Annotated in this window: 11 protein-coding genes and 1 pseudogene; 3 read left to right on the top strand and 9 right to left on the bottom strand. The window is 70.4% G+C overall.

The window, feature by feature from the left end; translation table 11 throughout:
- Window positions 1–369: 369 nt before the first annotated feature.
- Together AB0H86_RS12370 and AB0H86_RS12365 are read right to left on the bottom strand one after the other, a co-directional pair.
- Entirely contained in the window at window positions 370–894 is a 525-nt protein-coding gene (locus AB0H86_RS12370; RefSeq protein WP_362436275.1) for an ATP-binding protein, read from the bottom strand.
- Window positions 895–1,014: 120 nt separating this feature from the next.
- Window positions 1,015–1,677: a TetR/AcrR family transcriptional regulator gene (locus AB0H86_RS12365; RefSeq protein WP_362436273.1), complete on the bottom strand. Its 663-nt coding sequence runs from the start codon at window positions 1,675–1,677 to the stop codon at window positions 1,015–1,017.
- A gap of 190 nt (window positions 1,678–1,867) precedes the next feature.
- Here AB0H86_RS12365 and AB0H86_RS12360 point away from each other — a divergent pair, with 190 nt between their 5' ends.
- The gene (locus AB0H86_RS12360; RefSeq protein ID WP_362436271.1) at window positions 1,868–3,124 is read left to right on the top strand and encodes a YncE family protein; all 1,257 of its coding nucleotides are present in this window, start codon (window positions 1,868–1,870) and stop codon (window positions 3,122–3,124) included.
- Here AB0H86_RS12360 and AB0H86_RS12355 read toward each other — a convergent pair.
- Both AB0H86_RS12355 and AB0H86_RS12350 read right to left on the bottom strand, forming a co-directional pair.
- Window positions 3,117–4,982, bottom strand: coding sequence for a cellulase family glycosylhydrolase (locus AB0H86_RS12355; protein ID WP_362436269.1), 1,866 nt, complete (start codon window positions 4,980–4,982; stop codon window positions 3,117–3,119). The two genes, AB0H86_RS12360 and AB0H86_RS12355, sit on opposite strands and share 8 nt — an antisense overlap.
- A gap of 87 nt (window positions 4,983–5,069) precedes the next feature.
- Window positions 5,070–5,893 (bottom strand): annotated as a pseudogene (locus AB0H86_RS12350) (hypothetical protein).
- Window positions 5,894–6,512: 619 nt separating this feature from the next.
- Here AB0H86_RS12350 and AB0H86_RS12345 point away from each other — a divergent pair.
- A complete protein-coding gene (locus AB0H86_RS12345) occupies window positions 6,513–7,616 on the top strand; it encodes an XdhC family protein (RefSeq protein WP_362436267.1) in 1,104 nt (367 codons plus the stop codon).
- Between the two features lie 238 nt (window positions 7,617–7,854).
- On the opposite strand, the gene AB0H86_RS12340 is transcribed toward AB0H86_RS12345, so the two are convergent.
- Complete coding sequence (locus AB0H86_RS12340; RefSeq protein ID WP_362436265.1) at window positions 7,855–8,355, bottom strand: metallophosphoesterase; 501 nt, start codon at window positions 8,353–8,355, stop codon at window positions 7,855–7,857.
- Window positions 8,356–8,612: 257 nt separating this feature from the next.
- Here AB0H86_RS12340 and AB0H86_RS12335 point away from each other — a divergent pair, with 257 nt between their 5' ends.
- Window positions 8,613–10,559: a glycosyltransferase family 2 protein gene (locus AB0H86_RS12335; protein ID WP_362436263.1), complete on the top strand. Its 1,947-nt coding sequence runs from the start codon at window positions 8,613–8,615 to the stop codon at window positions 10,557–10,559.
- A 281-nt stretch (window positions 10,560–10,840) separates the two neighbouring features.
- Here the strand turns inward: AB0H86_RS12335 and AB0H86_RS12330 are convergent, their stop codons facing one another.
- Genes AB0H86_RS12330 through AB0H86_RS12315 form a run of 4 tightly spaced genes read right to left on the bottom strand, consistent with a single transcriptional unit; the run spans window position 10,841 to window position 14,554 of the window.
- Entirely contained in the window at window positions 10,841–11,644 is an 804-nt protein-coding gene (locus AB0H86_RS12330; RefSeq protein WP_362436261.1) for a class I SAM-dependent methyltransferase, read from the bottom strand.
- Window positions 11,641–12,516: a dTDP-4-dehydrorhamnose reductase gene (gene rfbD, locus AB0H86_RS12325; protein ID WP_362436259.1), complete on the bottom strand. Its 876-nt coding sequence runs from the start codon at window positions 12,514–12,516 to the stop codon at window positions 11,641–11,643. The genes AB0H86_RS12330 and rfbD overlap by 4 nt, the downstream gene beginning before the upstream one ends.
- Window positions 12,513–13,490, bottom strand: coding sequence for a dTDP-glucose 4,6-dehydratase (gene rfbB / locus AB0H86_RS12320; RefSeq protein ID WP_362436257.1), 978 nt, complete (start codon window positions 13,488–13,490; stop codon window positions 12,513–12,515). Before rfbB ends, rfbD begins: the two co-directional genes overlap by 4 nt.
- The gene (locus AB0H86_RS12315) at window positions 13,487–14,554 is read right to left on the bottom strand and encodes a glucose-1-phosphate thymidylyltransferase (RefSeq protein WP_362436255.1); all 1,068 of its coding nucleotides are present in this window, start codon (window positions 14,552–14,554) and stop codon (window positions 13,487–13,489) included. The genes rfbB and AB0H86_RS12315 overlap by 4 nt, the downstream gene beginning before the upstream one ends.
- Window positions 14,555–14,569 lie beyond the last annotated feature (15 nt).

Here is a 14,569-nt window from a genome sequence, read left to right as displayed (position 1 = left end):
CAGGCACTCCGCGTAACGGGAGCGGGCATAGGCACTGGGCGCACGCATCCGCGCCGAGGACGGCGTCGAGCCCGTGCGGGACCCGGTGAGCCGACTGACGGACCAGGCCTACTGACCGGGCGCTGTGGGGCCGGACACGCACGCGAAGGACGGCCACCGATCACGCGGCGGCCCTCGTCCGAGCCACCAGGCACTCCGCGTAACGGGAGCGGGCATAGGCACTGGGCGCACGCATCCGCGCCGAGGACGGCGTCGAGCCCGTGCGGGACCCGGTGAGCCGACTGGCGGACCAGGCGTACTGACCGGGCGTTGTGGGGCCGGACACGCACGCGAAGGACGGCCACCGGTCATGCCCAGGACGGCCACCGGTCACGCCGAGGAAGGCCACCGATCCGCGGCCCACTCCGGCCATCCCGGCCACCCGGGAGGCGGACCGCCCACCTCGCCTCCGGCGAGTTCCGCGGCGTCGGGCTCCTCGAAGCGTGTTCTCCAGTGCACGAGGTCGGCCTCGCTGATCGGGAAGGTCTGCTCCGGGGTGGTCGACCAGCGATGGGCTATCCGGGCCAGTTGGGTCTCGTGGTCCACCGGCACATACACCAGACGGCAGGTCCCGCCGACGGACTCGGTCAGCCGGCGGATCGCGGATCTCTCGTCACGGGACCAGCATCCGAAATCCAGGACCACGTCGGTGCCCAGTGTCAGCACCTCCAGGCCGAGCCGGAGCAGCCGTCCTTCCAGCACATCGCGCTTCCCGTCGGCCTCCGACTCGCCGAACAGGGGAATCATCCACTCGTCGGGCGTCAGCCGGAGCGCGCGGTGCTCCTCGGCGAGCCGGCGAGCCGTCGTGGTCTTTCCGGCCCCTGGCAGGCCGACCGTCAGGAACAACGTGGTCACACCCGGATCGTGTCAGGAATCCGGGCGGAGAACACACCGAACGGTCACCTCGACATCGTGCGCGAGCCGGCCGGCGCACGGACGGGCGTCCAGCCCGCGGGGACACCCGCCCCGAGGCGATCACACGGCAGGAGGCTCCCAGCCCGGCGGGCGCAGGATTCCCAGCAGTTGCCGGACCAGTTCCTCGACGACCTCGTCGAGGGTCGCGTCCACCCATCCGGCGTTCCAGTCGTGGAGCAGTCCGTTGACGCTACCGATGAACGCCGTCGCCGCGAGCCGGTAGTCGCGGGGCGCCGCCTCCCCGCGGGCCACGGCCGCCCCGGCCTCGGCACACACCAGGTCTACCCACAGGGCACGGCGTGCCAGACGCTGTTCCTCCAGTCTCGGGCTGACCCCGATGATCTCGACGAAGGTGATGCGGATGCGGCGCGGGTCTCCCGTGACGCTCGCGGCGTACGCGCGAAAGATCGCGGCCGCGCGCTCGGGAAGCGGCAGGTTCTCCGCACCGGCCACGGCGAGCCGAACCGCCTCCTCGGCCCAGTCGTTGACCTCCAGATGGAGTGCGGTCAGGACGTCCTCAAGGGTGCGGAACTCCTCGTAGAACTGGCGGGTGGACAGGCCCGCGGCCTCGCTGAGCGCGGCGACGGTGGTGGCGCGGTAGCCGGGAGTGTCGCCGAAGAGCTGGAGCGCGGCGTCCATGAAGCGGCGGCGCCGCTCGGCCTGCCGCTCCACCGCCGACTTGCCGCCGTATCGCCCGGTCGGCGTCCTGAGCCTGCCTGCCACCGAGCCTCCTTGTCCCGCCCGACCGGCGGACGTTTCGTTCGAACTCCCATTTTGTCGTGTACGCAGTCTTGTGGAGAAGGGCACCCCTTCCTTACTTTGCAGTAAGTTGACTCTGAATCCACTCGTGTTCAGATTCGCCGTGCCGTTTGGCATGCCCCACTCATGAGCCCTCTCAGAGGAAAGAGCAGTCATGCCTGCTTTCAGATCCAGGCACCTTTGCTCCGTAGCCGCCGCCCTCGTGCTCACCGTCACCGCCCCCGCCGCCGCCGCGACGGCCGCCCCGGACACCTCGGCCGCCGCCCTGCGCGAGGTGATGTTCGTGGGCAACAACTGGGACGGCACCGCCGATGTCATCAAGTCCAGCGGTGACTTCGCCAAGATCGGCCGGATCAACGTCGTCCCGGACAAGGCGGAGCGGATCGCGGCGATCAACGCCGATCCGATCAAGTGGATCTACTACACGGCCATCCGCAACGGCGTCGGCGAGGGCCACGACCAGCTCGTCGACGACATGTACTCCACGCCGGACGGCAGGTCGATGGTCGTCTCCCGTCCCAGTTTCGCCGACGTCGTCTCCATCGACCTGGCCACCGGCCACATCAACTGGCGCTTCCCCGTGTCGGGTTACCGCTCCGACCACATGGCCGTCTCCCCCGACGGCACGCGCGTGGCGGTCTCGGCCTCGACCGCGAACACCGTGCACGTGCTGGACATCGACACCGGCAAGCAGCTGGGCTCGTTCGCGACGGGCGACAAACCGCACGAGAACATCTTCACGAAGGACGGCAAGTACATCTGGAACATGGCCATCGGGGACGTCAACACCTCCCTCGACGAGCCGTGGCAGGACTGGACGAAGGGCGACCGCAAGGTCACGGTCGTCGACGCCACCACCTTCAAGCAGGTGAAGGTGGTCGACATGCGGGAGCGGCTCGACGCGATCGGCCTGACGGACTACTCGGACGCGGTCCGCCCGGCCGCCTTCAGCCCGGACGAGTCGAAGCTCTACTTCCAGGTGTCGTTCTTCAACGGCTTCCTGGAGTACGACGTCGCCACGGACAAGATCACCCGTGTCAAGACCCTCCCGAAGAACCCCGCGACCAGCACGGACCGCACGACCTGGGTCAACGACTCGCGCCACCACGGCATTTCGATGAGCCCCGACGGCAGCAAGCTGTGCGTGGCGGGCACGATGGACGACTACGCGACCGTCGTGGACCGCTCGACCCTCCAGGAGGGCCCGCTCGTCACCGCCTCCAAGCCCTACTGGGCCACGGTGAGCGGTGACGGCAAGAACTGCGTCATCTCGGAGAGCGGCGCCGACCAGGTCACGGCGATCGACTTCGCGACAGGCCAGAAGGTCCTCTCGGTCCCGGTCGGCGACCACCCCCAGCGCGTCCGCCTGGCGCACGTGCCGACGGACTGGACAGGGCCGTCCGCTAGCTGATCTTCGAAGCCGCCCAGGACGACAGCTCCGCCCGCGCCGCGCTCAACAGGCTCGCGGACGGAGCTGTCGCTCCATTCGTGACCAGTGCGTAGTGCACGGTGCCCGAGTCGGACGCGGTCAGCAGCAGACGCCGGGTGGCGGTGCCGCCCGGTTCGTTAGCTGCGGCGATCGGGGTCGTGGTCGTGTACGAGGGCGGGCCCGAGACCGTGCCCAGGTCGGAGACCACCGTCGTGGACGCCGTCGGGAACGATGCCGGGAGATGGAGTTCCGAGGGCGCCGTGGAGCCGTTCGAGCGCCAGACGAGCAGGCCGTACTGGCCCGTGCCGACCAGCCGCGAGACGTTCGGCAGGGAGCTGGGGACCGGGTTCCAGCTCAGGGTCGTCGTGCCGTCCCGGGAGCGGTCCTCGTAGGTGAACGCGACCGTCGTGCCGGCCGTCGCGCTCGGGTAGAGGCGGTCGAGGAGCCGGGTGTCCTGGCGCAGCACGGCGGTTCCCGAGTCGTCGAGTCGTACGGCCGACAGGTCCTCGTCGTTCCAGGCGTCGCCGGAGGTGAGCACCTTGTCGGCGTTGCCGTTCATCAGCTCGTGGTGGCGGCCGTTGTAGATGTCCCACTGCCACTGCGTACCGGAGAGCACCGAGCCGGAGGCGGTCGGGTTCGACCACCAACTCGCCCCGGTCACACGGGAGTCGAGCGCCTGGTACATCGCCTTGAGGACGGTGGGGGCCTTGTCGGAGACGGTGCCCGCCAGCGGGTGCCCGAACTCGCTGACCATACCGGCCGTGTCGGTGGCCGCGGCGCGGTCGCGGACCGTGCCGAAGTCGGCCGAGTACTGGCCGTCCCCCGCCTTGCCCGGCATCAGGATCCCGGAGATGGCCTTCTGGTCGTAGAAGTGGGTGTTGAAGACGTAGTCCGGGCCGAGGGCACCGGCGTCCAGCAGGCCGCCCTCCTGCTTCTGGAAGCTGATGTTGGAGTTCCAGAACAGGTTCGGCTCCACGAAGGCGGGCTTGTCCTGCCAGCCCGCGGTGTCCATCCGGGCACGGAACTTCTCATAGAACGGCCACAGCACGTCACGTTCCCAGGCGCGACTGGTCTGGCCCGAGTCGTACACACCGGCGTGCGGCTCGTTGTAGGGGTCGAAGCCGACGACACCCGCGAACTCGGCGGCGCTGACGTGCTGTTTGACGTACGCCATCGTCTTCTGGGCGGTGGTGAGGAACGCGTCCTGGAGACCGTAGGCGTTGTGCCAGAAGTCGTACGTCGCCTGCTTCACGGCCTCGTTCTGGGTGATGTTCTGGCCCCAGAACAGGCAGATCCCGCAGCTCTCGTCCGGGTAGCTCCCGGCGTCCACGGCCCACTGGGGGGCTCCGTCGCCCGTGTACCAGCTGTCGGGATCGAACAGGTAGCGGGAGTAGAGGTCCTGGTGGAAGTCGGGGTAGACGCGGATGCCTGCGTCGAGGAACGCACGCATCTGCTCGGTGGCGGCCGCCAGGTAGGCGCTGTCGACCTGGCCGCGCACGGGTTCGGCCTGTGCCCAGGAGAGCAGGAAGCGGACCGAGTTGCCGCCGCCGAGCGCTCTCAGCGCGGTCGCGGACTTCTTCGCGTCGGCGGTCGAGGCGAAGGGCAGGCCTTTGTTCTCGGCCAGTTTGGTCTCACCGGAGACGTTGTAGCCCCGCAGCACGACCTCGCGGCCGAGGCCGTCGGTGAAACGGCCGTCCTGCGCGGTGACGGGGGTGTCGTCGAACCAGAGGGAGTCGGGGAGGGCTTCGGCGGTGGCGGGTCGCACGCCCGCCGCCGTCAGGAATCCGGAGAGGACAACCAGAACAACGAGCAGACGCGCGCGTATATTCGGCATGTCCATTACAGTCCGGCGATTTCGTGAAACAGTCAACAGCTTCTGACTGATGAGTAAGTTTCACTTTTGCCGACGGTCACCTCGGTCGGAGTGTCATCCGCCGGTCCGGCGCGTCACCCTCAGCAGATACTCCTTCCTGTTCAGCGGGTTGTGGTCGGTGCGCGTCCGGCTCGGCACCGCGCTTCGCCCGACCGGTGCGTAGTGGTCGAAGGAACTCTCCAGTTCGCCCTCACCCCGGGTGAGCCCCGGAAGCCGCTGCTCCAGTTCATGTACCCGGTCAGCCGGAATGGCACCCTCCAGTACGGCGGAGTCGCCGTGTGTCCCGGTGGTCTGCGGTACGGCCCGCAGGGCGGCCAGCACGGGCAGCAGCGCCCCGAGGGTGTCCGCGGGGGCCTCGACACGGAAGCGGTGCATCGGCTCGTGGACCGTGCTGCCGGCCCGGCGCAGTGCCTCGATCAGCACCAGCGGGGTCAGTCCGCGGAAGTCGGCGCCGGTGCTGGACATGCTCTTGTCGAAGCCCTGGTGGGCGTGGCTCTGCCGGGCCGAGTAGCCGCAGTCGGTCAGGGTGACGGTGCAGTCGGCGACCTGCCAGCCATGCAGGCCCTGGCCCAGGGTGTCCTCGATGGCCTTGAAGAAGGCGTACGGCATGGAGCCCAGTTCGACCTCCAGCCGGAAGTCCACCCCCGCTCCGGCCGGGGCGGGCTCGACGCGCAGGCCGACGGTGGCGAGGAAGGGGTTGTCGTCCTTCCCGTTGAACTCGACCGCCGTGCCCGCACCGTCACGTCGTCGAGCGCGAAGGACACGACCGCGGACTTGATGGTGATCCCGCGCCGGCGCTCCAGCGCGAGGGTGTCGGTCTGCGTGTTTCCGATGTCGACGCTGCCGATCTCGTCGATCACACCGACCGAGTGCAGCAGGCGCTCGGTCAGGCTGGTCTTACCCGCGTCGACATGGGCGAGGATTCCGAGGTTGAGCAAGTGCACGAAGCGTCATGTCCTTTGAAGAGGGGGCCATTCCTTCCGGGGCGGACATGAACGGTGCGCGCATTGCTGCTCCTGGATCGTGCGGCGACAAGGTCATGTGAAGTGCAACAGTTCCGGCGTCACGAGGCAACGGAATAACGTTCAACCACTACCGGTCACGGCGCCCCTCGGTCCCGCCCGGGCCCCGCGCACGGCCGACGGGGACGCGAGCGCCTCACGGGTGCACGCCTCCCTACGGGCGGTGGACGTGCTGGAGCCCGGACCTGGCCCGCGCCGTGGCGGCCGTACCGGACCGGCGTGAGCGGGGTACCCGGCTCGGTGAGCTGTTGCGTGCGTTCCTGGACGGCCGGGGCGGCGCGGCGTGGTCCGTGGCGCGGTCGTCGATCTGCGGCCGGACGGCTGGGAGCGTGGCGATCCGGAGCCGCTCGCGAACCGGATGCGACGCTTGCGTCGGCGGGCGAACCAGGCGTTCCGCGCTGATCCGGGCAAGGTGCGCCACCCCCGGCTACGCGCCCCTGACGGCCCTGGACGGCGGCGGTGAGAGGAGCCGAGGATGCGTGAGATTCTCCCGGTGCTGAGCGACTGGTACGCGGCTCGGGCACCCTTCGGACTGGCCACGGTGGTGGCGGTCAGCAGCAGCGCGCCACGCGACCCGGGGGCGGCCATGGCCGTCGGGCCGCACGAGGAGGTCGTGGGCAGTGTGTCCGGGGGCTGCGTGGAAGGGGCGGTCTTCGAGCTCGCCCGGGAGGTGGTCGAGAGCGGCCAGGCCCGTCTGGAGACCTTCGGGTACAGCGACGAGGACGCCTTCGCGGTCGGGCTGACCTGCGGCGGCGAGATCACCGTGCTGGTCCGGCCCGTCACCCCTCGGACCGACCCGTCCTTCGGCGCGGTCGCCGAGGCGGTCGCCGCGGGCCGCCCGGTGACCCTGGCCACGGTGACCGACGGGCCCGCGCCGCGCGGCGCCACACTCGCCGTGTGGCCGGACCGGATCGAGGGCACGCTCGGCACGGCCGGCCTGGACGTCGCCGTCACCGCCGACGCGCGCGGCGAACTGGCCCTCGGCGCCACGGGATCGCGGCACTACGGGCCGCGCGGCGAGCGCCGCGAGGACGCGGTCAGCGTGTTTCTGCACTCCTTCGCTCCCCCGCCGCGCATGCTGGTGTTCGGCGCGATCGACTACGCCGCCGCGGTCGCCCGGATCGGCGACTTCCTCGGCTACCGGGTCACGGTCTGCGACGCCCGCCCGGTCTTCGCCACCCCGAAGCGCTTCCCGGAGGGCGTGGAGGTGGTCGTGGACTGGCCGCACCGCTACCTCCGGGGCACCGACACCGATGGGCGCACGGTGATCTGCGTCCTCACCCACGACCCGAAGTTCGACGTACCGCTGCTCGAGGAGGCCCTGCGCCGGCCGGCCGCGTACATCGGGGCGATGGGCAGCCGCCGTACGCACGACGACCGGCTGGAGCGGCTGGCCGAGGCGGGACTCACCGAGGCCGAGTTGTCCCGGCTGCGCTCGCCGGTCGGCCTCGACCTCGGCGCCCGTACGCCGGAGGAGGTCGCCGTGTCCGTCGCCGCCGAGATCATCGCCCTGCGCTGGGGCGGCAGCGGCACTCCGCTGACGGCGACGGCGGGGGCGATCCACCCGACCGACACCTAGGAGGAATCGGGGGTTGGCAGCTGCTCGCGGGAGTGTGCGCACGAGAAACGGTGTGGAATCCGCCCTCAGGGGTACCCGCCCGGCACGGAGGAGGGCGTCCGAGTCCTCCCCCTCCCCTCCGTCGGAAGGAGGTCCGTGACAGCGCACACACTCGCAGCGTCCGGGCCGCTTCCGCGCACGTGGAGCGGCCCGGACCCTCGTTCACGGGTACTGCGCGTGCGCCCGGACGGGCGGCCCGCTAACGCGGTGGCAGCGGGTGCAGGGTCACGTCCGTGAGCGTGCCGTCGGTGACGGACGCGGTCATGTAGGTGTGGTGGGGCTGGCGGCGGCGGTCGGTCGGGGAGCCCGGGTTGAGCAGCCGGAGGCCGGTACCGGCGGTGGTGTCCCAGGGGATGTGGCTGTGCCCGAAGACCAGGACGTCCGTGTCCGGGAAGCGGGCGGCGCAGCGTGCCTCGCGCCCCTGGGCGGGGCCCGTCTCATGGACGACGGCGAAACGCAGGCCACCCAGATCGACGTGGGCGATCTCGGGCAGCCGGGCCCGCAACGACGGTCCGTCGTTGTTGCCGTACACGGCGACGAGTCGGCGGCTGCGGCTCTCCAGCAGGTCGAGGGTGGCGGTGTCGACCCAGTCCCCGGCATGGAACACCACGTCGGCACGCGGGAGTTCGGCGAGCAGCGGCGCGGGGAGTTCCTTGGCGCGTTTGGGAAGGTGAGTGTCGGACATCAGGAGCAGACGCACGGAACCAGCCTAGAGCGAGTGGAAGGTCAGGGCTCGGCACCGACCCCGCACCGAGTGGACCTTCCCTCGTCCCGGTGAGATCGGGACGACGGCTCAGACCCTGGAACCGCTGGCCAACCCGCTGGGCCGAGCGGGCCACTTGGGTGCGTTGTCGGGGGGCCGGAGGTGGACGGCGTGCCCGGTGGCGTTAGCATCTGCCCACGCGTAGCAGCACATATCGCCACGCGGAAAGCGACTCAAGGGGGGCCCGGAGGCCGATGCCGGTCAAGGTCAGCGTCATTGTTCCCGTCTACAACCCGGGGATCTACATCGAGGACTGCATCGCCTCACTACTGAGGCAGTCGCTGCCGCCCGACGAGTACGAGATGGTCTTCGTCAACGACGGCTCCACCGACGACACGCCCGCCCGGCTCGACGCGCTCGCCGCCGAGAACCCGCGGGTCAAGGTGATCCACCAGGAGAACTCCGGCTGGTCGGGCAAACCCCGCAACGTCGGCCTCGACGCCTCCGAGGGCACGTACGTCATGTACGTCGACAACGACGACTACCTCGGCGACGAGGCCCTCGAGCGGATGTACGACTACGGCGTGGCCAACAGTGCCGACGTCGTCGTCGGCAAGATGGCCGGCAAGGGCCGTCCCGTGCCGGTGGAGTTGTTCCGCCGCAACCATCCGCACGCCACCGTCGAGAACGCTCCGCTGATCGACAGCCTCACCCCGCACAAGATGTTCCGGCGGGCGTTCCTCGACGACATCGGGCTGCGCTACCCCGAGGGCCGACGGCGGCTGGAGGACCACGTCTTCGTCACCGAGGCGTTCCTGCGAGCGGACAACGTCTCGGTGCTCAGCGACTACGTCTGCTATTACCACGTCAAACGCGACGACGCCTCCAACGCGGGTTTCCAACGCTTCGACCCGGTCGGCTACTTCAAGAACCTGCGTGAGGCCCTCGACGTCGTCGAGCGCTACACCCAGCCGGGCGCCCTGCGGGACCGGCTCCACCGGCGCTGGCTGCGCAACGAGATGGTCGAGCGGATGCGCGGCCGACGTCTGCTGAACGCGCCCGAGGACTACCGCAAGGAGCTCTTCGAGGAGATCCGCGGTGTCGTCGTGGAGCGTTTCGCGCCCGGCGTCGCGGCCGGGCTGCCGCTGGCCCAGCGGATCATCGCCGGCCTGATCGCCGCCGACCGGTTCGACGACGTCGTGGCGTTCGCCGAGTGGGAGGCCTCGGTCGCCCTGCGCGCCGAGCCCGGACCCGTCCGGTGGGAGGACGGTGCGCTGAAGGTCGACCTGACCGCCGAGTACCGGGTCGGCGGGCAGCCGATGACGTTCCCGGTCGGCCGGGCCGGCGCCGCGCCCGCCGGTCCGCCCCGGGATGTGACCGAGGCGGTCGGGCAGGTGAGCGCCGACAGCGTCGAACAGTTCAGGAAGGCCACGGCGGACCTGCTGGTGCGCGAACGCGCCAGCTCCGCGCAGTACTTCCAGCCGGTCGAGTTCACCCGGGAGATCCTCCCGGTGGAGGACGGCGAGGGGTCCCGGCTGGTACTGCGGGCCACCGCCACCGTCGATCCCGCCACCGCGGCCGGCGGCATCGCGCCCGGCAACGGCCTCTGGGACGTCTTCGTACGCGTCAAGCTGGGCGGCTGGACGAAGGAGTGCCGGCTGGGCCCGGTGCCCCGTAGGAGCCGGGCGGCCGCCTCCGCCGGTGTGGTGGCCGGCCGGGTGGTGCTGCCGTACTGGACCGACCGGGGTCATCTGGCCCTGGACGTCGACCGCGCGTACAAGCGCCTGGGCCTGTCCGGGCTCGCCCCCGGGGACGTCTCCGTCACCGGCGACCGACTGCGCGCGTCCCTGCCGCTGTACGTCCCCGTCGACACCGAGGTGCTGCTGGGGCTCACCGGCCCGGCCTGCTCGGACATCCCCGGCACACTGTCCCCGGACGGCTCCGGGGCGGCGCTGCTGGAGGCCGTGCTGCCCGTTGGTGAGCTCAAGGGCGTGGCCCGGCGGGTCACGCTCTGTCCGGCGCCGAAGGCGGACGAGCGACGTTTCCTCGGGCTGCCGTTCGCCGTGCGCGCCGGGGCGGGCGGAGTGCAGGTGGTACGTCCGTCCGGGCCGAGCGTCGTGGGGCGGCTCGCGCGGCGGGCGCGGAAGGTCCTTGTCCGGGTCCGTGCCACGGCGTCCCGGGTCAGAGCAAGGAGGGCGTGAGCCCGCTCGGTCACGGAAGCCGGAGGGCGCCTGGGTGCTGAAGCCCCGGGCGCTCCCGGACGAGCGGGGCGTGTTCCACGGGTGGATCCGTGGCGAGGAGTATCGCGAGGCCACCGGGTAGGACCTGTGCCTCGCGCGGGGCGACTGCGCGGTGTCCCGCCCCGGGCGTCTCCCACCTGGGCGTCTCCCGCCGAGGCGTCGCTCGCCGAGGCGGAGCGGGTCCGGTCCGCTGTCGGACCGGACCCGCTCCGCCTGCTACGAGGACCTGCGTGGCCGGGGGGTCAGCGGCCGGCGGCGACCTGGTCCAGCGCCTTGCGCAGCGGCTCCCAGCCCCGGGAGCGCCGGATGCCGAGGTTGCGGGCCTTCACCAGCGGACGCCAGAAAGGCGCCTGGACCAGCGCCTCGGGCGTCACCGCCTGCACCCGCTCCAGGATCGCCTCGGGCACCTTCTGCGGGTCGGGCACCTCGAACTCGGCGATGATCTCGTCGTACTTGTCGTCCAGCACGGTGTTGTTCGGGTCGGCGCCGAAGACGACAAGCTGGCCGGTGGGCTGTGTGTCGACCAGGACGGTGACCAGGTCGGGGCGGTACCGGTTGAGGATCTCCACGACCTTGTAGACGTCACCGGTCCAGGCGCCGGTGTGCCGGTCGCGGGCGGCCTCGTCGATGTTGCGCGGCAGCATGTCGTCGAGGACGATCACGCTCGCCCAGTCGGAGTGCTTCTCCACGTTCATGAAGTCGCGCAGCGCGTACTCGAACAGGTGCATGCCGTCGATGAACGACAGGTCGAGGGTGGTGCCCCGCCAGTAGCCGATCGGGCTGCGGCCGCGGCGCAGGTTGCGCACCGGGTGTCGGCCGCCCTTGAGGTGCGCGAGGGGGTTCTCGCGGGCGAAGAAGTCGTCGCTGGTGGCCTTCACCAGGTGGACGTCGGCGCGGATCTCGCTGACCACCTTGAAAGCGGGGTCGATGGCGATACTGGGGACGCGGGACAACGTCAGGCTGCGGCCGTCGTTGACACCGATCTCCAGGTAGTTGCGGTTGGCGCTGACCTTGTGCAGCTCCCGGAGGAACTCATGGCGTTTCACGCGGGGGACTCCTTGCGGATCCGGGGAAGGGCTTCGGGCAGGGCGGAACGCCAGTCACGCAGCGGCGGCAGGCCAAGGTGCTGCCAGCGGCCGTGCGCCAGGGCGCTGTAGGCGGGTCGGGGTGCGGGCCGGACGAAGGCCGCGCTGCCGACGGGGCGCACCCGGTCCGGGTCGGCCCCGAGGAGGCGGAACACCTCGCGGGCCAGGTCGTACCAGGTGGTCTCGCCGGAGTTGGTGGCGTGCAGGATACCGCTCGCGTCCCGGCCGATCCGGGGGCCGAGGTCGGCGACACGCTCGGCGACGTCCGCGCTCCAGGTGGGCTGCCCGCGCTGGTCGTCGACGACGTCCACGGTGTCGCGACGGGCTTCGAGTTCGGTCATCGTACGGACGAAGCTGCGGCCGTGCACGCCGTACAGCCACGCGGTGCGCAGGACGACGCCCGCGCCGGGGAGCTCCCGCAGCACGGCGCGTTCCCCGGCGAGCTTGGTGCGGCCGTAGGCGGTGCGGGGCGCGGGTTCGTGCTCCTCCGGGTACGGGGTGGTGCGGGCCTCGCCGGGGAAGACGTAGTCGGTGGAGACGTGGACGAGCCGTGCGCCCTGTCCGGCGGCGGCACGGGCCAGCAGGCGCGGTCCGTCGCCGTTGATGGCGAGGGCGCGTTCCTCGTCGGTCTCGGCGTCGTCGACGGCGGTGTAGGCCGCGCAGTTGACCACGATGTCGGGCCGGTGCTCGGCGAAGGCATCCTCGACGGCCTCGGGCCGGGTGATGTCGAGGGCGGCCCGGTCGAGGCCGATCACCTCTTCGTCACGGCCGCGGAGTTCCTCTACGACATCGCGGCCGAGCATGCCGCCGGCACCGGTGACCAGCCACCTCATGACAGGCCCTGCGCGCGGCGCTTCAACGGCTCCCACCAGGCGCGGTTGTCCCGATACCAGGCGACGGTGTCGGCGAGGCCGGCCGCGAAGTCGTGCCGGGGCCGGTAGCCCAGCTCGTCGCGGATCTTCGTCCAGTCGACGGAGTAACGCAGGTCGTGCCCCTTGCGGTCGGTGACGCGGTCCACGCGGTCCCAGTCCGCGCCGCAGGCTTCGAGAAGCAGACCGGTCAGCTCCTTGTTGCTGAACTCGGTGCCGCCGCCGATGTTGTACACCTCGCCCGCGCGGCCCCGGGTGCGCACCAGGTCGACGCCCTGGCAGTGGTCCTCGACGTGCAGCCAGTCACGGACGTTGAGGCCCTCCCCGTAGAGCGGGACGTTCTTCCCGTCGAGGAGGTTGGTGACGAACAGCGGGATGACCTTCTCGGGGAACTGGTGCGGCCCGTAGTTGTTGGAGCACCGGGTGACGCGGACGTCCAGCCCGTGGGTGCGGTGGTAGGCCAGGGCCAGCAGGTCGGAGGAGGCCTTGGAGGCGGAGTACGGGGAGCTGGGCCGCAGCGGGTGTTCCTCGGGCCAGGAGCCCTGCTCGATGGAGCCGTAGACCTCGTCGGTGGAGATGTGTACGAAGGTCCGCACGCCCTGGCGCAGGGCCGCGTCCAGGAGGGTCTGGGTGCCCACCACGTTGGTGAGGACGAAGTCGTCCGCACCGGTGATCGAGCGGTCCACGTGCGACTCGGCGGCGAAGTGCACGACCTGATCGGCGTCCGCCGCCAGCTTGTCGACGAGTTCGGCGTCACGGATGTCGCCCTGCACGAACTCCAGCCGGGGATGGTCGAGTTCGAGGTTGTCGAGGGTGCCGGCGTAGGTGAGCTTGTCCAGCACGGTGATGCGGGGGGCGTCGGGTTCGTCGGACGCGAGGAGCGTACGCACGTAGGTGGAGCCGATGAACCCGGCGGCGCCGGTGACAAGAAGGTTCATGAATGGATCTGCACCTTGCTGTGATCTCCGAGGACGAGACGGTGGGCACTGGGCACGCTGGGGGCCGGGGTCACCTCGACGTGACGGCCGATCAGTGAGGCCTCGATCCTGCCCACGCCGCGGATCGAGGAGTCCCGCAGCACGATGGAGAACTCCAGCTCGCTGTCGGTGATCCGGCAGTTCTCCGCGACGGAGGTGAAGGGGCCGACGTAGGAGTCACTGACCACGGTGCCGGAGCCGATGATGACGGGTCCGACGACACGCGAGTTCTCGATGCGCGCGCCCTCCTCCAGCACCACCCGTCCGATGGTCTCGGACTGCTCGTCGATCTCGCCGTCGATGCGGCGGTCCAGGGTCTCCAGGACCCGCCGGTTCACCTCCAGCATGTCGCCGACGTTCCCGGTGTCCTTCCAGTAGCCGTTGATGACCGTGGAGCGGACGTCGGAGCGGTTGTCGATGAGGTGCTGGATGGCGTGGGTGATCTCCAACTCGCCCCGCCAGGACGGCTCGATCGCGCGCACCGCCTCGTGGATCAGCGGCGTGAACAGGTACACGCCGACCAGGGCGAGGTCGCTGCGGGGGTGCTCCGGTTTCTCCTCCAGGCCGATGACCTGTCCGTCCGGGTCGAGTTCGGCGACGCCGAAGGACCGCGGGTCGACCACCTGGGTGAGCAGGATCTGGGCGTCGGGCCGGTTGCCGCGGAACTCGTCGACGAGGTCGCTGATGCCGCCGACGATGAAGTTGTCGCCGAGGTACATCACGAAGTCGTCGTCGCCGAGGAAGTCCCGGGCGATCAGCACCGCGTGGGCGAGTCCCTGTGGCCGTTCCTGGGGAATGTAGGTGATTTCCAGGCCGAACTTCGAGCCGTCCCCGACGGCCTCCTGGATCTCCGCGGCGGTGTCCCCGACGATCATGCCCACCTCGGTGATCCCGGCGGCCGCGATGGACTCCAGGCCGTAGAAGAGGACGGGCTTGTTCGCTACGGGGACCAGCTGCTTGGCGGAGGTGTGCGTGATCGGTCGCAACCGGGTGCCGGCGCCGCCGGACAGCACGAGTGCCTTCATCTGCTTCACCTTAGT

The organism is Streptomyces sp. NPDC050997 (genome assembly GCF_040660135.1).
Taxonomy (GTDB): Bacteria; Actinomycetota; Actinomycetes; order Streptomycetales; family Streptomycetaceae; genus Streptomyces.
The sequence above is the reverse complement of the archived record's forward strand: the minus strand, read 5'-3'. Positions and strand labels throughout refer to the sequence as shown.